Genomic DNA, 17,899 nt, shown 5'->3' with positions numbered 1-17,899 from the left:
GCCCGGCGCTCCCGCCGGGACCTGGGTGCCCCCTCCTACGAACGTATACGCCCTCCGGGCGCGGGGCACCCGGGGGAGCGCACGGGGCCGCCGCGCTCACAGCACGGCGAGCGGATTCACCGGGGAACCGGTGGCGGCCGGCAGCCGCAGCGGAGCGACCACGCACAAGAAGTGCCACCGGCCCGCCTGTTCGCACGCCGGTGCCAGCTCCTCGAAGTCCAGGTAGTCCATCAGGTGCACCCCCATGGCCTGCACCGCCAGCACGTGCACGGGGAAGGCGACCCCGGGAACCGCGCTGGGGGCGGTGTCGTTGTTGCCGTCCGAGCCCAGCGCGGCCACGCACCGTTCGGCCAGGAACCGCATCGCGGTGGGGTGCAGACCGGCCCGGGACCGCGCGGTGTCCCACGGGCCGCGTTCCCGGCGCCGGCGACGGTGGCCCACCCGCACCAGCAGCAGGTCCCCGGGGCCGGCCCGCACCCCTTGGGCGGCCTCGGCGGCCGTCAGGTCCTCGGCCGTCACCTGGTCGCCGGGCTCCAGCCACGGGACCCCGCGCAGCCGGGGAATGTCCAGCAGCACGCCGCGGCCGACGATGCCGTCCCGCACCAGGTCGACCGTGAGGGCCCGCGCACCGTCCGGTGTCACGCTGCGGGCGGGCACACCGTCGTAGAGCGCGCCGTCGAACAGCACATGGCAGAGCGCGTCGAGGTGGCTGTCGGCGTCCCCGTGGACGTTCATCGCGAACCGGTCGCGGGCGAAGCTCAGCCCGGGCGCCCCGATGTCCCGCTCGGCCGGCCCGGTCATCCGGTGGACCGCGGGCTGCGGGTTGTCCGGCCCGGGCCGGGTCTCGATGGGCGCGGCCAGCGACACTGTGCGCCCGGACCGGACCTCGGCAGCGGCGGCCGCCACCCGGGCGGGCGTCAGGTGGCGCAGGGCGCCCGGACGCTCCTGCGAGCCGCCCGCGGCCCGGTCCCGCAGGTGCCGGTACAGCGCCCGGAAGTCGTCCTCGGACAGCGCGTGCGGCGCACTCCGGGATGCCGGTCCGGCCGCGCTCGTAGGATCCGTCACGTCCTCACCCTTCCGCGTTCCGCTCCGCGTCCACGGCCCGTTCCGGCGCCCTTCGGCGCATTTCAGCGCCTTTCAGCGTCCTTCGGCGCCCCTTGGAACTCCTCACACCATGACTCCGGAAGCCGGTGCTGTCTCGTCGGCGCTCGACGCGACAGCACCGGCGTGGTTCACGCGGACGCGGGCGGCCGTTCCCGGTCGGCCGCGTCGAGCAGCCGTTCCGCGGCCACCGTTGCCCCGTCGGTGCGGAGAGTGCCGGCCAGGGCCCCCGCCCGTGCGCGGGTCTCGGGCGTCAGGGCCGCTGCGAGCGTGGCGGACAGGGAGTCGACGGTCGGCGTCGGGCCGTGGTGAGCCGAGCCGATGCCCAGCTCGGCCACTCGGGTGGCCCAATACGGCTGGTCCACGATCCGCGGGACCACCACCTGAGGCGCGCCGGCCCGGGCCGCGGTCGTCGTGGTGCCCGCGCCGCCGTGGTGCACGACGGCGGCCACCCGGCGGAACAGCGCCTGCTGGTTGACCTCGCCGACGACGAAGCAGTCACCGGCGTCGTCGACCGGGGCCAGGTCGGCCCAGCCACGGGCGAGGACCACACGGCGGCCGTGCGCGCGGCTGGCTTCGATGGCCACCCGGGCGATGTCCTTCGGGGCGTGCGCGGCCATGCTGCCGAAGCCCACGTACACGGGCGGTGCGCCCGCGTCCAAGAACGCCTCCAGCCCCTCGGGGAGCGGACGGTCGTCGGGCAGCGTCCACGCCCCGGTCTGCACGATGTCGAGGTCCGTCTTGCCCTGCGCCGGACACAGCGTCGCGTCCGCCGCCAGCCACGGCCGGTCGGTGAGGACATGGTCGCGGACGTTGTCCACCGGCGGTAGGCCGATCGCCGCCCGATGGCGGTTCAGCGCCTCGCCGTACAGCGCGTTCACCCTCTGGGCGTCCTGCTCCCACAGCACCCGGTTGTCGGTCTCGTCCGGTGCGGACGGCTTGCCCGGCCGCGCCCCGGGAGGGAAGTGCCGCGACGGCAGACCGGAGAGGTGGAAGCACGCGTAGACGTAGCGGATGCCCCGTTTCTCGGCCACGTCCCGTGCGCCGGCCGGCATCAGGCCGGTTGCCAGCAGCACCTCACACCCCTCGGCCGCCGCGGTGAGCGTCTCGAACCGCGCGGCGACCAGTTCGGGAGCGAGCCGGAACGCGTCCTTTGCGGTCGGTGGCTTCGCTCCGGCGACCACCGAGCGCACCGTCGGGCCGAGTGGCACCAGCGGCACGCCGACCCGCGCCAGCAGCGCCGCGAACTCCTCGTCCGGTGGCGCGCACACCCGCACCTGCGCGCCGAATTCCCGCAATCCCACCGCCAGTCCCGCCAGTGGTTCGATGTCTCCGCGCGATCCCCACGTCGTCAACAACACGCGCATTCCGTGCCCCCCATGTCCGCACTTGCCGGCTATCGGCCGCCGATTCTGCGGTACGGCCCCGGTCTTGCCGCAAGCCCCCCGGGGCGCTATACGTTGAGAGTGGCAAGGGGTGCGATCTCCTTGCCCTTGCTCTTGCCCTCACCGCGGTGTCCGCCAGGCGGGCTCTAGGCGGTCGAGGAGCGTGTGGAAGGCCGCGTCGGTGTGCTCCTCGCCACCGAGTGCGGCCGAGGCGAAGAGCAGACCGAGCAGGGCGTCCACCACGACGGTGGCCTCGTTCCTGGCCCGTGCCTCGGGCATGCCCACCCCCGTGAAGAGCGTGGTGAGCAGCTGTGTCCACTCCGTGAGCGCCTCATGGGCGAGGGGGCCGTACCGTTCGGGGCGCAGCATGCTCGCGGTCATCACCTCGAAGGTGAGCGGGAGTACGGCGCGGCGGTCCGGGGTCCTGAATCGCCGCCACACCTCCTCCAGGACGCGCCGCACGCCCGCCGCGTCCTGGGGCGTGCCAACGGCGCCGAGCACGTCCTGGAAGCGCAGCAGCGGACGCCGTTCGTCGATCGAGAGGGCCTCCGCGACCAGCTGTTCCTTGGTGCCGAAGTAGTACAGGAGCATGCGGTCGCTGGTGCCCAGGGCCCGGGCCAGCGGGCGCAGGGAGAGGTTGGCGAGGCCGTTGTGCCGTAGGTAGGCGCGCACCTGGGCCAGCAGGTCGCGGCGCTTTGCCGGGTCGGCTGGTCGTGGCATGGGGGCCTCCCAGGTCCGGGGCGGTGGGCCACGGCAGCAGCTCGCCACGGTTGTCTGTTTTGCGAATTTTGGTGTGCTCTTTACTGTAGCGCCCGTTACGTGTATTCTTATACGTGTAGCAAACGCTACATAAATGGTGACTCCGGGTGAGATGTCCCGCGCGTTCGCGGTGGACCGACTCACTCCGAGTGACCGGCCTCCGACGGGACAGAAGGGACTGATCCTCCATGGGCAGCCCGTCCATCGGTCTCATGCAGCTGCGATGCGCCGGCCTCTGCCTCTCCTGGGCCACCTCGGGCCGGCGCGGCGCGCCACGACGTGCCGACGGCACACCGAAGGGTGTGGACGGGGCGGAGTGGGCCGCGCAGGACACCCCGGCATCGTGGGTGGCCCGGCACCTGACCCGGTGGGAGCGTCTCCTGCAGCCACTGCGGCCCCTCGACGCCCCCGTTGCCCGGGCCACCGCCCGGGAGGCTTCCTGGCCCCTCAGGCAGGACCTCACCTCGGCCGGCTGGTCCCGGCGGCTGGTGACCGGGCGGCTCGGCGAGTGGGGGCTCGGCGAGCTGGCCGACACCGCCGAGCTCCTGGTCAGCGAGCTGGTCACCAACGCCCTGCGCCATGCGCGAGGCCCGGTACGGCTCAACCTGAGCGTGTGCGAGGGCCGGCTGCGGTGCGAGGTGGAGGACACCAACGACGCCGGCCCGGTGCGCCGCACCGTTCCCCTCGACGCGGAGGGCGGTCGCGGGATCGAACTCCTCGACATGCTCAGCGAGGCGTGGGGCAGCTTCCGTACGGCCACCGGCAAGACGACCTGGTTCGAGCTGGCGGTTCCGGTGCAGTGGCCGGGCGCCATGGACCCGCAGACCGAGTTACCGCGGGCCGCTGGCGGCCGGCGTCGGGGCCGGGGCGGTTCCGGTGTCCCGCCGGCGGGTCAACTGGTCAGCTGGTACAGGCTCTTCCCGGTCAGCCAGAGCCCCAGCCCCAGGCAGATCAGCACGATCGCCTGCTGCTCGTGGCCCTCCAGCCACGCCCGCGCCCTGGGCAGCCGGGTCCGGGTCTCGGTCGACGCGAACACCGCGTAGAGCTCGGTGGCCAGCAGGCTCGCGGTGGCGAGCAGACAGAAGCCGAAGAGCGCCAGCCACGTCGTGAGATGGGAGGTGTTGGCCTGCACGACCGTGAGCGCGCCCGCCGCCACCAGGGCCCAGGGCTGGAGGAACACCGCGAGTCCGGCCGCCGCCCACGCCGAGCCCCGGTCGATCCGGGCGGTCAGGGAGTACGAGCTGCGCGGGCGGGCCGTGGTGCGCACCGTGGTGGCCGAGCCGCCGGACGGCGCGTCGTCCGCCGCCGGTGTCGGTGACGGTGTCGGCGCCGGACCGTGGGCGAGGGCCTTGGCCTTTCCCCGGTCCCGGTCCTTGCCCAGTCGGCGCCGCCGGAACTCCCCGTAGAGGACCAGCGACAGCCCCACGACGAGCTTGGCCACCAGGACCGCCGTCGAGGGCGGTGACCGGGGCGGTGGGGGTTGTCCTCCGGTCAGCGCCAGGACCAGGGCGATCACTGCGACGAGGCAGGCCAGCCAGCCGAGGATGAAAGCGAGCCCCTTCCACATGCCCCGTGCCGACACCAGCACCAGGACGAACGCCATGAAGGGCAGCGGGTTGAGCGTGATGGCCAGGGCGATGAGCAGCAGGTCGAGGACCATGGCGCCCCCATCGTGTCGGAACAGGTCGAGCGTACGCAGGGATCTCCGGGGTCACATCTCGTGGGCGGTGTTCGGGGCGCTGTGCGGGTCCGTGTGGGGACGGCGTTCGGGGGTGGGGCAGCGTACGGCCGCGGACCGTACGCAGGGTGCGGTGTGGGGCCGTGATCCACGGGGTGCGGGAGGCGGCCCGGTCCGCGCCGGCGGAGCGGGGGAGTCGAGGGAGAGCGGGAGGAGCCGGGGGAGAGCGGGAGGTGCGGCCGGTTCCCACCGGAGGCGCGGGAGGCACCTCCGGCCCTCACTCGCGTCCGGTCCTCACCCGGGTCCGGTCCACACCCGGTCCGGCCCTCACCCGCGTCCGGTCCTCGCCGGCGGAGCTTTGCCCGGAGCGATGGGCGGGGAGAATCGGAGCATCGCAGCGTCCCGATACCCGGACATCGGGACCGCGGCTCCGCAGCGGGCCTGGGGGACACCGGCCCGCCGAGGAACCGCACCGGCCACCGGGAGGCGTGGTGCAGGCGGACGACCCCGGGCTCTTCGGGCCCCGCTCGGTGACCTGGCAGATGCACGGTGACCCGATGATGTGGATCGCCGGCGTACGCGCGCTGCACCTCCAGGCGCTGCACCCGCGCGCGGTGCGCGGCGTGGTGCAGAACTCCGCCGCCTTCGACATGAGCGCGCGGGGCCGGCGGGACGCCTGGGGCCGGTTGATGCGGACCGCCGCCTTCGTCGGCACCCTCAGCTACGGCACCACCGACGCCGCCGAACGGGCCGGCGCGCAGGTCCGCGGCATCCACCGCCGGCTGTCCGCCACCGACCCGGCCACCGGCGCGCGCTACCGCCTCGACGAGCCGGAGCTGTTGCTGTGGGTGCACTGCGCCGAGGTGGACTCGTATCTGCACGTGCTGCGCCGCTCCGGCTATCCCGTCACCGCTGCCCAGGCCGACCGCTACCTCGCCGAGCAGCGGGCGAGCGCGCGGCTGGTCGGGCTGGACCCGGACACCGTGCCCGGCGACCGGGCCGCGCTGGCCGCCTACTTCGACCGGGTGCGGCCCGGGCTCGCGCTGACGCCCGAGGCCCGGAAAGTGGACGCCTTCCTGCGCCGGCCGCCGACCCCGGCCCCGCTCGTCCCGGCGCGCGCCCTGCTGTGGAGCTGGGTCGCACAGCTCGCCTACGGCGCCCTCCCGGCGTACGCACAGGAGCTCTACGGGCGTCCCGCACCCCCGCCGAGCGCGGTCACCCGCCGCCTGCGCGCCACCGGCCGCCTGCTTCGCGCCATTCCGCCCACGGTCCGCTGGCAGCTGCCACCCCGCCACATCCTGCGGGCGGTCGCACGGCTGGGCCCCGACACCCGCCCCGCGCCTTACAAGCTCCCCGCCTGCACCGCCATACTGGACGGGCACCAAGGCGCGCGGGGGGAGCTGCGCGGCTGACCGCGAGGCGGGGACGGGGGCTGCGGATCGCGATGGTGGAAGACAGACTTGTGCAAGGGCGCTACCGGCTGCTCGGCACCATCGGGCGCGGCGGCATGGGGGAGGTCTGGCGGGCCCGTGACGAGTCCCTGGGCCGGCAGGTCGCCGTCAAATGCCTCAAGCCCCTGGGGCCGCGGCACGAACCGTCGCTGCTGGAGGTGCTGCGGGAGCGGTTTCGCCGGGAGGCCCGGGTCGCGGCCGCCCTCCAGCACCGCGGCATCACCGTCGTCCACGACTTCGGCGAGGACGACGGCACCCTCTTCCTCGTCATGGAGCTGCTCAGCGGCCGCAACCTCAGCCAGCTGCTGGACGACAACCGTCGCCAGCCGCTGCCCGTCCCGGACGTCATCGACATCGCCGAGCAGGTCACCGCGGCACTGGCCTACACGCACGAACAGGACATCGTGCACCGCGATCTGAAGCCGGCGAACATCGTCCGCACCACCGACGGCACGGTCAAGATCTGCGACTTCGGCATCGCCCGCCTCAACCACGACATCGGCTTCACCGCCCGCCTCACCGGCACCGGCGTCGCCATGGGCAGCCCGCACTACATGTCGCCCGAGCAGATCGGCGCACACGCCATGGACCACCGCAGCGACCTGTACTCGCTGGGCTGCGTGCTCTACGAGCTGGCCACCGGGGTCCCGCCGTTCGACCTGGGCGACGCCTGGGCGGTGCTGGTCGGCCACCGCGACACCGCCCCGGCCCCGCCCCGTACGCTCCGCCCCGACCTGCCCGAGGCCTACGAGCGGATCGTGCTGGAGCTGCTCGCCAAGGACCCCGACGACCGGCCGCGGGACGCCGACGCACTGGCCAAGCGGCTGGCCGACGCCCGCCAGCCGCAGGCCGCCCGGACCGCCCGACCCGACGACGCCACGGTCCCGGACCGCCGACCGCCCGCCTGGACCCGGGGCATCACCCTCGGCTCCCCGGCGGGTGCCGCCCGGCGCCCGCCGGAGCGCGCCCCGGACCGGGCCGCCACGGTCCTCACCGATGCCTGGACCGACGGGGGATCCCCCCACCGTGCCGAGGCCTCTCCGGCCGCCGCGATCGTCAGCCCCGCTCCCCCGGACGACCGCCGCGCCGCCCTCCTCCGACGTCTGGAGGCCGGCCATGAACTCGCCCTTGAGGGGCGGCACTTCGAGGCACACCAGGTCTATGCCGAGGTGCTCACCGGCCAGGAGCGCGCCCTGGGCCCCGACCACCCCGACACCCTGGGCTGCCGCCACCACCTCGCGCTCAACCTCGGCCGACTGGGGCGACAGGAGGACTGTCACGCCCTGATCGGCGAGGTGGCCGCGGCCCGAGAGCGGGTGCTCGGCGCCCATCACCCCGACACCCTGACCACCCGCCATGAACTCGCCGGTGTGCTCGGCCGGCTGGGCAACTGGCCGGCCGCGGTACAGACCTGGCAGCAGGTCGCGGCGGCCCGCGCGGCCTCGCTCGGCCCCGACCACCCCGACACCCTCGCCACCCGTTACGAGGCCGGCATCGGCCTGGGCCGGCTCGGCCGCACCGCGGAGGCCCTGACGCTCTACCGTGACCTGGTGGCCGACCGTACCCGGGCCCAGGGCGCCGACGACCCGGACACCCTGCGCGCCCGGCACGGCCTCGGCGTCAGCCTGGGCCGGCTCGGGCGCTGGCAGGAGGCGCTGGCGGAGTCCCGGGAAGTGGCCCTGGTGCGGGCCCGGGCGCTCGGCCCCGAGCACCCCGACACCCTGGTCAGTCGCCGGGAGACCGCGGTGGCGCTGGGCTGGCTCGGCCGCTGGAGCGAGGCGCTGGACGACTACCGCGGGGTCGCCGAGGTCCGCGAACGGGTCCTGGGCGCGGCGCACCCCGACACCCTGGCCAGCCAGGGCGACCTCGCCCAGTGCCTGGAACAGGTGGGCCGTCCGGACGAGGCGGCCGCGGTGCACCGCCGGATCGCGGCGCTGCGCCGTGAGCGTGCCGGCCGCCGGCGGTAGCGGCGGCCGCTCCCGGCCCGTGCGCTCAGCCGGGCGTGACCCGGTAGAGCACGGTGCCGTGTGCCGGCACCCGCGCCACGATCTTGCCGCGGGTGTACGCGAGGTGGCCGGTCACCAGATCGCGCAGCCGGTAGGCGGACGCCTCCGGCAGCCCGGCCGCGCCCGCGGTGACGGACAGGGTGCGGGCCGCCTCGCCCGGGTTGAACAGCGCGACCGCCACATCACCGTTCTTCAGCGGCCTGGCCAGCACCACCGCGTCCCGGTCCTGCTCCACGATCCGGCCCTGGACGCCCAGTTCGTCCTGGTCGACCGCGATGACGTCCTTGTTGCCGAGGACCTCGCGTGCCTGTGGGGACAGCTTGTCCAGCGCCGTACTGGAGATCAGTGGCGCCGCCATCACCGCCCACAGCGACATCTGGCTCTGGATCTCGTGCCGGTTCAATCCGGTGTCGCCGGCCAGCAGGAAGTCCGGGTCGTTCCAGCGGCCGGGCCGCTGGAGGTCGGCCAGGTTCGCGTTGTAGCGGAAGTTGTAGACGATGGACGCCCACTTCGCGGCCGGGGTGCTCTGCTGCACCGCGATGTCCCGCCCGACCCGCCACAGGTTGCCGAGCTGCGCGGACCAGCCGATGACCCGGTGCCAGACGCTGTCACCGTCGTACTGGAAGTACGCCGGCGCGGAGATGGAGAAGGTGATCGGCCGGCCGGTGGCCCGCAGCGCGCCGCTCAGCTGTCCGTACAGGTCGCGGTAGGTCTCCTCCTTGCTGCGTCCCTGGGCGAGGGGCACATTGCAGCCGTCCGCCTTGACGTAGTCCACCTTCCACTGCGCGAACAGCTCGGCGTCCTCGCGGAAGTGGCCGAGACTGCCCGGGTACTTCTCACACGTCAGGGTGCCGACGTCCTCGTAGATCCCGAACTTCAGCCCCATCCTGTGCAGTTGTTCGCCCAGGTACGCCATGCCGTGCGGGAACTTCGCCGGGTCCGGCACCAGCTCGCCCTGGGGGCCGCGCTGCTTGCTCATCCAGCAGTCGTCGACCGTGACGGTGCGGTAGCCGCGCTGTGCCAGCCCCGTACGGACCAGGGCCCGCGCATTGTCCAGGATCGTCTTCTCGTCGATCCCGCACATGTAGTAGGACCAGTCGTTCCAGCCCATCGGGGGTGTGGGGGCCAGGTTGGGGTAGGGCGCTGCGGCGCGTGGGGCGCCGGGGGTGCGGACCGGCTCGGCGGCGGCCGAGGCGGGGGAAGGAGCCGCGAGCAGCCCGGCCGGGCAGGCGGCGACGGCGGTCAGTGCGGCGAGGACACGGCCGGTGCGGGGTACCGAAGGGCGGGACACGGGTCACCTCACGGGTGGGCGGGACGGCCTGGGTGGAGGAGCGCGGGTGCGGGACCGGGGCGGAGCACGGCCGGACGCTAGGAGCAGCCCCCGGGCCGGTCAAGAAGCCGCACCGGCCCGGCCGAAGGTTTCAGCCGCGTGCACCTGGCAACGGAGATCACCGCGTGCTACCAAGGGGCATGCCGGAACGGACTTCGTATGACGCGGTCATCGTCGGCGGCGGGCACAACGGACTGGTGGCCGCCGCCTATCTCGCACGCGCCGGACACAGCGTGCTGGTGCTGGAGCGGCTGGACCACACCGGTGGTGCGGCCGTGTCGACCCGGGCGTTCCCCGGGGTCGACGCCCGGCTGTCCCGTTACTCCTACCTCGTCAGCCTGCTACCGCCGAAGATCGTGCGGGACCTCGGCCTGCGCTTCGCGGTCCGCAAGCGCACCGTCTCCTCCTACACCCCCGCCGTGCGCGACGGCCGGCCCACCGGCCTCCTGGTCGGCGGCGGCGACGCCCGCACCCGGGCCTCCTTCGCCGAACTCACCGGCTCGGACCGGGAGTTCGACGCCTGGCAGCGGTTCTACGGCAGCACCCGGCGGCTCGCCGAGCGGGTCTTCCCGACCCTCACCGAGCCGCTGCCCACCCGCGCCGCACTCCGCGCCGCCGTCGACGACGACGCCACCTGGCACGCGCTGTTCGAACGCCCCCTGGGCGAGCTGATCGAGGGGACCTTCACCGACGACCTGGTGCGCGGAGTGGTCCTCACCGACGCCCTGATCGGCACCTTCGCCACCGCCCACGATCCGTCACTGCGGCAGAACCGCTGCTTCCTGTACCACGTCATCGGTGGCGGCACCGGCGACTGGGACGTCCCGCTCGGCGGGATGGGCGCCCTCACCGACGCGCTGGCCGAGGCCGCCCGCCGGGCCGGCGCGGAGATCGTCACCGACTGTGCGGTGACCGCCCTCGCCACGGACGGCACCGCCGCCGAGGTGACCTGCGACCTAGGGGCGATCGGTGCCCGCCGGGTGCTGGTCAACGCCTCCCCGCACGAGCTTGCCCGCCTCCTCGGCGAGGCCCCGCCACCCCCGGCCGAGGGCGCCCAGCTGAAGGTGAACATGCTGCTCACCCGGCTGCCGCGGCTGCGGGACACCCGGGTCGACCCCCGCGAGGCGTTCTCCGGCACCTTCCACATCGCCGAGGGCTACGACCGGCTGGAGCGCTCCTACCGGCAGGCCGCGGCCGGCGGACTGCCCGACGCACCGCCCTCGGAGATCTACTGCCACTCCCTGACCGACCCGTCCATCCTCGGCCCCGACCTGGTCCGGCAGGGCTACCAGACGCTCACCCTGTTCGGGCTGCACGCCCCGGCGCGGCTGTTCGCCGAGGACAACGACGCGGTCCGGGACCGGCTGCTGGCGGCCACCCTCGCCGAGCTGGAAGGCCACCTCGCCGAGCCGCTCGCCGACTGCCTGGCGCGCGATGCCGAGGGGCGGCCGTGCATCGAGGCCAGGTCGCCGCTGGACCTGGAGGCCGAACTGGGCCTGCCGGGCGGCAACATCTTCCACCGCGAGCTGGCCTTCCCGTACGCCGACCCGGAGGCCGGGGACACCGGGAGCGCGCCGGCCCGCTGGGGCGTCGGCACCGGCCACCCCAACGTCCTGCTGTGCGGCGCAGGCGCGGTGCGCGGCGGGGGAGTCAGTGGGATCCCGGGGCACAACGCGGCGATGGCGGTGCTGGAGGAGGGGTGACCGGCGGGGCGGGCCGCGGCGGGGCGAGCCAGCGGCGGGGCGGGCCGCCACCGCTCCGCCAGTGCGCCCCGCAACTTTCTGACGCTGCGTCAGAAAATCTCTTCCCTCGTACGACCCCCTGCGGCATCCTGCGCGCATGCAGACGGAGCTGAGCAATGCGCTGGGAGCCGAGCACGCCGTCTTCGGGTTCACGCCCTTCCCCGCCGTCGCCGCGGCGATCACCCGGGCCGGCGGGTTCGGGGTGCTCGGTGCGGTCCGCTACACCGCACCGGACGAACTCGCCCGTGACCTCGACTGGATGGAGCAGCACACCGACGGACTGCCGTACGGCGTCGACGTGGTGCTGCCCGCCCGGAAGGTGGAGGGCGTCAGCGAGGCGGACGTCGAGGCGATGATCCCCGAGGGGCACCGCCGGTTCGTCACCGAGCTGCTCGACAAGCACCGGGTGCCGCGGCTCGCCGAGGGCGAGGCGTCCGGCTGGCGGATCACCGGATGGATGGAGCAGGTCGCCCGCAACCAGCTCGATGTGGCCTTCGAGTACCCGGTCAAACTGCTCGCCAGCGCCCTCGGCTCCCCGCCCCCCGACGTCATCGCGCGGGCCCACGACCGCGGCATCCTGGTCGCCGCACTGGCCGGCAGCCCCCGGCATGCGCGGCACCACAAGGACGCCGGCATCGACATCGTCGTCGCCCAGGGGTACGAGGCCGGCGGGCACACCGGCGAGATCGCCACCATGGTCCTGACCCCCGAAGTGGTCGCCGCCGTCGACCCGTTGCCGGTGCTCGCAGCGGGCGGCATCGGCACCGGCGAGCAGATCGCCGCCGGCCTCGCCCTCGGCGCCCAGGGTGTCTGGCTCGGCTCGGTCTGGCTGACCACCCGGGAGGCCGAGCTGCACTCCCGGCGGCTGACCGCCAAGCTGCTCGCGGCCGGGCCCGGCGACACCGTCCGCTCCCGCGCCCTGACCGGCAAGCCCGCCCGCCAGCTCCGTACGGAGTGGACCGACGCCTGGGACGACCCCGCAGGGCCCGGCCCGCTCCCGATGCCCCTGCAGGGCCTGCTGGTCGCGGAGGCCAACTCCCGTATCCAGCGGTACGAGGTCGAGCCGCTGCTGGGCACCCCCGTCGGCCAGATCGTCGGCCGGATGAACAGCGAACGCAGCGTACAGGCGGTCTTCGACGACCTCACCCGTGGCTTCGAGCGGGCCATCGACCGCATCAACCGCATCGCCGGACGCGCCTGAACTCACAGGAGGACAGCGGAATGACCAAGGACTCCCCACCGCCCAACGGCTTCTGGGCGCAGGCCACCGCCGACCCCGACCGCACCGTGCTGATCGCCCCGGACGGCGAGGAGTGGACCGCGGGAAGGCTGCACGCCGCGAGCAACCAACTGGTCCACGGGCTGCGCGCGGCCGGCCTGGAGCGCGGCGACGCCTTCGCCGTGGTCCTGCCCAACGGCGTCGAGTTCTTCACCGCCTACCTCGCCGCGTCCCAGGCCGGCTTCTACCTCGTCCCGGTCAATCACCACCTGGTCGGCCCGGAGATCGCCTGGATCGTCGCGGACTCCGGCGCCAAGGTGCTGATCGCCCACGAGCGGTTCGCGGAGGCGGCACGTCAGGCCGCCGACGAGGCGGAGCTGCCCGCCGCGCAGCGCTACGCCGTCGGCGACATCGACGGCTTCCGCCCGTACGCCCAACTCCTCGACGGAGAGCCGGAGTCGGCGCCCGGCGACCGCACCCTGGGCTGGGTGATGAACTACACCTCGGGCACCACCGGGCGCCCCCGCGGCATCCGCCGCCCGTTGCCCGGCACCCCGCCCGAGGACGCCTACCTGGGCGGCTTCCTCGCCATCTTCGGCATCACCCCGTTCGACGACAACGTCCACCTGGTCTGCTCGCCGCTCTACCACACCGCCGTGCTGCAGTTCGCCGGCGCCTCCCTGCACCTCGGCCACCGGGTCGTCCTGATGGACAAGTGGACGCCGCAGGGGATGCTCGCCCTGATGGAGGAGCACCGCTGCACCCACACCCATATGGTCCCCACCCAGTTCCACCGGCTGCTCGCGCTGCCGGCCGAGGTCCGGGAGTCCTTCGACGTCAGCGCCATGCGGCACGCCCTGCACGGCGCCGCGCCCTGCCCCGACCACGTCAAACGCGCCATGATCGACTGGTGGGGCGGCTGTGTCGAGGAGTACTACGCGGCGAGCGAGGGCGGCGGTGCCTTCGCCACCGCCGAGGACTGGCTCAAGAAGCCCGGAACGGTCGGCAAGGCCTGGCCGATCAGCGAACTCGCCGTCTTCGACGACGACGGCAACCGGCTGCCGGCCGGCCGACTCGGCACCGTCTACATGAAGATGACCACCGGCGGCTTCCGCTACCACAAGGACGAGGGTAAGACGCAGAAGAACCGCATCGGCGACTTCTTCACCGTCGGCGACCTCGGCTATCTGGACGAGGACGGCTACCTCTTCCTGCGCGACCGGAAGATCGACATGATCATCTCCGGTGGGGTGAACATCTACCCCGCTGAGATCGAGGCGGCGCTGCTCGCTCACCCCGCGGTCGCCGACGCCGCGGCCTTCGGCATCCCGCACGACGACTGGGGCGAGGAGGTCAAGGCCGTCGTGGAACCCGCCGAGGGCCACCGCCCCGGCCCGGAGCTGGCCGCCGACATCCTCGCGCACTGCGCCCGACAGCTCGCCGGATACAAGCGCCCCCGCTCCGTCGACTTCACCGCCGCCCTGCCCCGCGACCCCAACGGCAAGCTCTACAAACGGCATCTGCGCGCCCCCTATTGGGAGGGCCGCGAACGCTCCGTGTGACCGGGGGCCGGCCTTTCGCGGGGCTCCTCGGCGTCCCGGTGCTCGGCGAGCGAGGGACGGCCGTAGATGCCCGGTGGCACCGTCCGTGCCGTCCGCGGGGGCGGTGCGAGCGCTCCGTGTGACCTCACCGCGGACCGCCGGGGCGGGCGGAGCGCCGTCCCGCCCCGGCCGTCCGGCCGGGTGCCTTGACCGGGAACGGGGCGCGGCCGAGGATCGCGCCATGATGCGAGCGCAGAGCAACACGGTCGACGGGGTCCTGCGGCGCAGTGCCCGCCGGGTGCCCGGGCGGACGGCGGTCCGCTACCGGGAGCGCGCCTGGACCTATCAGGAGCTGGACGCCGCGGTGACCGCCGCGGCGCGACTGCTGCTGGCGGACGGCCTGCGGCCCGGCGACCGGGTCGCTTCCTACGGCCACAACTCCGACGCCTACCTGATCGGCTTCCTGGCTTGCGCCCGGGCGGGACTGGTGCACGTACCGGTCAACCACGGCCTCACGGGCGAGGATCTGCGGTACCTCCTCGACCAGTCGGGCAGCACGCTGGTGCTCACCGACACCGCGCTGGCGCCTCGGCTGCCGGACCGGGTGCGCGCCATGCCGCTGTACGGCGCGCCCGACGGGCTGCTGGAGCGGCTGGCGGAGCACCGTGCCCCGGCCGATGCCGACGCCGATGCCGACGCCGGTGCCCATGCCGGTGCGGACACCGGTGCCGGGGCCGCCGTTCCGCTGCCGGAGGTCTCCGACGACAGCCTGGTCCAGCTGCTCTACACCTCGGGCACCACCGCCCTGCCCAAGGGCGCGATGATGACGCACCGGGCGCTGGTGCACGAGTACACCAGCGCGGTGGTCGCCCTCGACCTGGCGGAGACCGACCGGCCGCTGCACTCACTGCCGCTCTACCACTCCGCCCAGATGCATGTGTTCCTGCTGCCCTACCTGGCCGTCGGCGCGGAGAACACCATCCTGGACGGGCCCGACCCGGAGCAGATCTGCACGCTGGTCGAAGAGGGCCGGGCGGACAGCCTGTTCGCGCCGCCCACCGTGTGGATCGCACTGTCCCAGCACCCCGGCTTCACCACCCGGGAGCTCGGCGGACTGCGCAAGGCCTACTACGGTGCCTCGGTCATGCCGGTGCCGGTACTGGAACGGCTGCGTGCGCACCTGCCGGGGCTCGCCTTCTACAACTGCTTCGGGCAGAGCGAGATCGGGCCGCTGGCGACCGTGCTGCGCCCGGAGGAGCACCAAGAGGGCCGGATGGACTCCTGCGGACGGCCGGTGCTCTTCGTCGAGGCCCGGGTGGTGGACGAGCGGGGCCGGGAGGTGCCGGACGGCACCCGTGGCGAGGTCGTCTACCGGTCCCCGCAGCTGTGCACCGGCTACTGGGACAAGCCGGAGGAGACCGCGGAGGCGTTCCGGGACGGCTGGTTCCACTCCGGGGACCTCGCCGTCCGTGACGCGGAGGGCTACTTCACCGTGGTCGACCGGCTCAAGGACGTCATCAACTCCGGTGGCGTGCTGGTCGCCTCGCGCCAGGTGGAGGAGGCGCTCTACGCACATCCGGACGTGGCCGAGGCCGCGGTCATCGGGCTGCCGGACGAGCGGTGGATCGAGGCGGTGACCGCGGTGGTGGTACGGCGCACCAACGACACGGGCGCAGCGGCGCCGGTGGGGGAGCGGGAGCTGATCGAGGCGGCACGGGCGCGGCTCGCGCCGTTCAAGGTGCCCAAGCGGGTGATGTTCGTGGAGGCCCTGCCGCGCAACGCCAGCGGAAAGGTCCTCAAGCGCGCGCTGCGCGAGCGGTTCGCCGCGCCCTGAGCGGCGCGCGGAGGGCGGTTGTCAGTGCCCCCTGCCATCCTGAGGAAGGCGGGAGCACGCCGCGCACGCCTCGATCCGTACGACGGAGGACCACCCATGCTGACCACCGATTACGTACCCGGTACCCCCAACTGGCTCGACCTGGGCGCCCCCGACATCGACGCCGCGGCCGCCTTCTACTCCGCCGTCCTGGGCTGGACCTTCACCTCGGCCGGCCCGGAGGCCGGCGGGTACGGCTTCTTCCAACTCGACGGCAAGACGGTTGCCGCGGTCGGCCCGCTGACGGACGGCGCGAGATCAGCCTGGACCGCGTACTTCCACACCGCCGACGCGGACGCCACGGTCACGGCGGTGGAGCGGGCCGGCGGCACGGTGCGGGTTCCGCCGATGGATGTCTTCACCGCCGGCCGGCTGGCCGCGTTCACCGACCCGACGGGCGCGGAGTTCGCGGTGTGGCAACCGGGCGACGTCCAGGGCCTGGAGAAGGTCATGGAGCCCAACGCACTCTGCTGGACGGAGCTGTACACCACGGACGCGGCCGCCGCGAAGGACTTCTACCGCTCGGTCCTCTCCTGGAGCTACCAGGACATGCCGATGGGCGGCGACATGGTCTACTCGATCGTCTCCGCGCCGGGCGGCGGCCGGGGTGACGACACCGGCCACGGCGGCATCATGCAGCTCCAGAAGGAGCATCTGGCCGCCGGCTCGACGTCCGAGTGGCATCCGTACTTCGGCGTGACCGACTGCGACGCGACGTTCAAGGCCGCCGTCGACCACGGCGCCACGGTCCTGATCCCCCCGTCCAACGCCCCCGGCGTCGGCCGGCTGGCGATGCTCAAGGACCCGGCCGGCGCCCCGTTCGCGCTGATCAAGGGGGACCCGGAGATGACCTGACCGCCCGCCGGCGGGGCCGGGCGGTCCCGCGGACCGGCCACCGGCGGGCGCGGTGACCTCCAGTCCATGGAGGTCACCGGGCGCGGGGTCAAGGAGCGGCGTCCGGTGCGGCGAGAGGGCGCGCTGGGCGTTGCGAGGGGCGATCGTGGCCCGTTGGGCACTAGGACGGCGCGCCCGACAGGACCTCCACCCTGCCGGTGTCGAGGGAGTAGTAGGCGCCGACGACGGCGAGGGCGCCCTTGCGGACGAGGGGGGCCAGGTCCTGGTTGGAGCGCAGGTCGGCCGCGGTGAGGGTGACCTGGGCGCGAGCCATGGTGTCGACCGGGTCGCTGCCGCCTTCCCGGACCGCCTGTTCGTACGCGGGCCGCAGCGCCCGCACGATCGCCTCCAGATTGCCGGGCAGCGGCTTGCCGTCCCGGAGCGAGGTGTAGGAGGCCTCGACGGCGCCGCACCGCTGGTGCCCGAGGACCACGATGAGCGGGGTACCGCTCGTCATGGGCCCGTACTCCACGGAGCCGGTGACCACCGGGTCGATCGCCTCCCCACCGGTGCGCATCACATAGAGGTCGCCCAACCCGGTGTCGAAGAGGAGCTCAGGCGGCACCCGGGAGTCGATGCACGCGAGGACCGACCCGAAGGGCTTCTGCTTCTGGGCCACGAACTCGCGCCGGTCCGGATCGCGGTCGGGATGCTGGAGTGCCCCGCTCACCCAGCGCTGGTTGCCTTCCATCAGGCGGGTGAAGGCCGCCGCGGGCGTGGTCGGCCGCTGCGTCGGCTGCGTGGTCGGCCGCGCCTGCGGTGAGGTGCCGGCTGCCGGCGGGGCGCCGCTCGTCGAGGAGCACCCGGTGAGTGCCGCTGTGGCGACGCACAGTCCGCCGGTGAGCAGGGCCCTGCGGTCCGGCCGTCTCGCTCCGTCCATCGGTCGTTCCCCTCAGTCCGCTGGGACGTCTGGACACGTC

The 17,899-nt window shown here is 73.7% G+C and carries 13 protein-coding genes and 1 pseudogene; 8 read left to right on the top strand and 6 right to left on the bottom strand.

Annotated elements, in window-relative coordinates; all coding sequences use genetic code 11:
* Nucleotides 1-96 precede the first annotated feature (96 nt).
* From AB0G84_RS07850 to AB0G84_RS07840, 3 genes are all read right to left on the bottom strand, one after another.
* The gene (locus AB0G84_RS07850; RefSeq protein WP_361317823.1) at nt 97-1,011 is read right to left on the bottom strand and encodes a cyclase family protein; all 915 of its coding nucleotides are present in this window, start codon (nt 1,009-1,011) and stop codon (nt 97-99) included.
* 221 nt (nt 1,012-1,232) lie between these two features.
* Nucleotides 1,233-2,468: a glycosyltransferase gene (locus AB0G84_RS07845; RefSeq protein ID WP_361317081.1), complete on the bottom strand. Its 1,236-nt coding sequence runs from the start codon at nt 2,466-2,468 to the stop codon at nt 1,233-1,235.
* Between the two features lie 138 nt (nt 2,469-2,606).
* On the bottom strand, nt 2,607-3,206 hold the full coding sequence (locus AB0G84_RS07840; RefSeq protein ID WP_361317079.1) for a TetR/AcrR family transcriptional regulator: 600 nt from the start codon (nt 3,204-3,206) through the stop codon (nt 2,607-2,609).
* A gap of 227 nt (nt 3,207-3,433) precedes the next feature.
* On the opposite strand from AB0G84_RS07840, the pseudogene AB0G84_RS07835 reads away from it, so the two are divergent.
* Nucleotides 3,434-4,030, top strand: a pseudogene (locus tag AB0G84_RS07835) (ATP-binding protein); the annotation flags it as partial.
* A 107-nt stretch (nt 4,031-4,137) separates the two neighbouring features.
* Here the strand turns inward: AB0G84_RS07835 and AB0G84_RS07830 are convergent.
* Nucleotides 4,138-4,905 (bottom strand): GAP family protein, encoded by a 768-nt coding sequence (locus tag AB0G84_RS07830; RefSeq protein ID WP_361317077.1) that lies wholly within the window; start codon nt 4,903-4,905, stop codon nt 4,138-4,140.
* Between the two features lie 560 nt (nt 4,906-5,465).
* Here AB0G84_RS07830 and AB0G84_RS07825 point away from each other — a divergent pair.
* Together AB0G84_RS07825 and AB0G84_RS07820 are read left to right on the top strand one after the other, a co-directional pair.
* A complete protein-coding gene (locus AB0G84_RS07825) occupies nt 5,466-6,335 on the top strand; it encodes an oxygenase MpaB family protein (protein ID WP_361317821.1) in 870 nt (289 codons plus the stop codon).
* Between the two features lie 32 nt (nt 6,336-6,367).
* The gene (locus tag AB0G84_RS07820; RefSeq protein ID WP_361317075.1) at nt 6,368-8,341 is read left to right on the top strand and encodes a tetratricopeptide repeat protein; all 1,974 of its coding nucleotides are present in this window, start codon (nt 6,368-6,370) and stop codon (nt 8,339-8,341) included.
* Nucleotides 8,342-8,366: 25 nt separating this feature from the next.
* Here AB0G84_RS07820 and AB0G84_RS07815 read toward each other — a convergent pair whose 3' ends face one another.
* Nucleotides 8,367-9,671 (bottom strand): glycoside hydrolase family 27 protein, encoded by a 1,305-nt coding sequence (locus tag AB0G84_RS07815; protein WP_361317073.1) that lies wholly within the window; start codon nt 9,669-9,671, stop codon nt 8,367-8,369.
* A 179-nt stretch (nt 9,672-9,850) separates the two neighbouring features.
* Between AB0G84_RS07815 and AB0G84_RS07810 the strand changes: the two genes are divergently transcribed.
* The 5 genes from AB0G84_RS07810 to AB0G84_RS07790 all read left to right on the top strand — a co-directional run bounded on the left by AB0G84_RS07810 (nt 9,851) and on the right by AB0G84_RS07790 (nt 16,940).
* The gene (locus tag AB0G84_RS07810; protein ID WP_361317071.1) at nt 9,851-11,413 is read left to right on the top strand and encodes an NAD(P)/FAD-dependent oxidoreductase; all 1,563 of its coding nucleotides are present in this window, start codon (nt 9,851-9,853) and stop codon (nt 11,411-11,413) included.
* A gap of 136 nt (nt 11,414-11,549) precedes the next feature.
* A complete protein-coding gene (locus tag AB0G84_RS07805) occupies nt 11,550-12,653 on the top strand; it encodes a nitronate monooxygenase family protein (protein ID WP_361317068.1) in 1,104 nt (367 codons plus the stop codon).
* A gap of 20 nt (nt 12,654-12,673) precedes the next feature.
* Nucleotides 12,674-14,233: an acyl-CoA synthetase gene (locus tag AB0G84_RS07800; RefSeq protein ID WP_361317065.1), complete on the top strand. Its 1,560-nt coding sequence runs from the start codon at nt 12,674-12,676 to the stop codon at nt 14,231-14,233.
* A 220-nt stretch (nt 14,234-14,453) separates the two neighbouring features.
* Nucleotides 14,454-16,046 (top strand): fatty acyl-CoA synthetase, encoded by a 1,593-nt coding sequence (locus AB0G84_RS07795; protein ID WP_361317063.1) that lies wholly within the window; start codon nt 14,454-14,456, stop codon nt 16,044-16,046.
* 96 nt (nt 16,047-16,142) lie between these two features.
* Entirely contained in the window at nt 16,143-16,940 is a 798-nt protein-coding gene (locus AB0G84_RS07790; protein WP_361317061.1) for a VOC family protein, read from the top strand.
* A gap of 160 nt (nt 16,941-17,100) precedes the next feature.
* On the opposite strand, the gene AB0G84_RS07785 is transcribed toward AB0G84_RS07790, so the two are convergent.
* Complete coding sequence (locus AB0G84_RS07785; protein ID WP_361317059.1) at nt 17,101-17,859, bottom strand: carbonic anhydrase; 759 nt, start codon at nt 17,857-17,859, stop codon at nt 17,101-17,103.
* Nucleotides 17,860-17,899 lie beyond the last annotated feature (40 nt).

The sequence above is a fragment of the Streptomyces sp. NPDC020742 genome (assembly GCF_040641675.1).
Classification (GTDB): Bacteria; Actinomycetota; Actinomycetes; order Streptomycetales; family Streptomycetaceae; genus Streptomyces.
Note: the sequence above shows the minus strand (reverse complement) of the source record. Positions and strands in the feature narration are given on the sequence as shown.

Bases quoted from the DNA above. Each gene is read 5' to 3' on its own strand.
- AB0G84_RS07795 (WP_361317063.1), top strand. From the start codon at position 14,454: ATGATGCGAGCGCAGAGCAACACGGTCGACGGGGTCCTGCGGCGCAGT.
- AB0G84_RS07800 (WP_361317065.1), top strand. From the start codon at position 12,674: ATGACCAAGGACTCCCCACCGCCCAACGGCTTCTGGGCGCAGGCCACC.
- AB0G84_RS07825 (WP_361317821.1), top strand. From the start codon at position 5,466: ATGCACGGTGACCCGATGATGTGGATCGCCGGCGTACGCGCGCTGCAC.
- AB0G84_RS07840 (WP_361317079.1), bottom strand. From the start codon at position 3,206: ATGCCACGACCAGCCGACCCGGCAAAGCGCCGCGACCTGCTGGCCCAG.
- AB0G84_RS07805 (WP_361317068.1), top strand. From the start codon at position 11,550: ATGCAGACGGAGCTGAGCAATGCGCTGGGAGCCGAGCACGCCGTCTTC.
- AB0G84_RS07820 (WP_361317075.1), top strand. From the start codon at position 6,368: ATGGTGGAAGACAGACTTGTGCAAGGGCGCTACCGGCTGCTCGGCACC.
- AB0G84_RS07785 (WP_361317059.1), bottom strand. From the start codon at position 17,859: ATGGACGGAGCGAGACGGCCGGACCGCAGGGCCCTGCTCACCGGCGGA.
- AB0G84_RS07810 (WP_361317071.1), top strand. From the start codon at position 9,851: ATGCCGGAACGGACTTCGTATGACGCGGTCATCGTCGGCGGCGGGCAC.
- AB0G84_RS07845 (WP_361317081.1), bottom strand. From the start codon at position 2,468: ATGCGCGTGTTGTTGACGACGTGGGGATCGCGCGGAGACATCGAACCA.
- AB0G84_RS07790 (WP_361317061.1), top strand. From the start codon at position 16,143: ATGCTGACCACCGATTACGTACCCGGTACCCCCAACTGGCTCGACCTG.
- AB0G84_RS07830 (WP_361317077.1), bottom strand. From the start codon at position 4,905: ATGGTCCTCGACCTGCTGCTCATCGCCCTGGCCATCACGCTCAACCCG.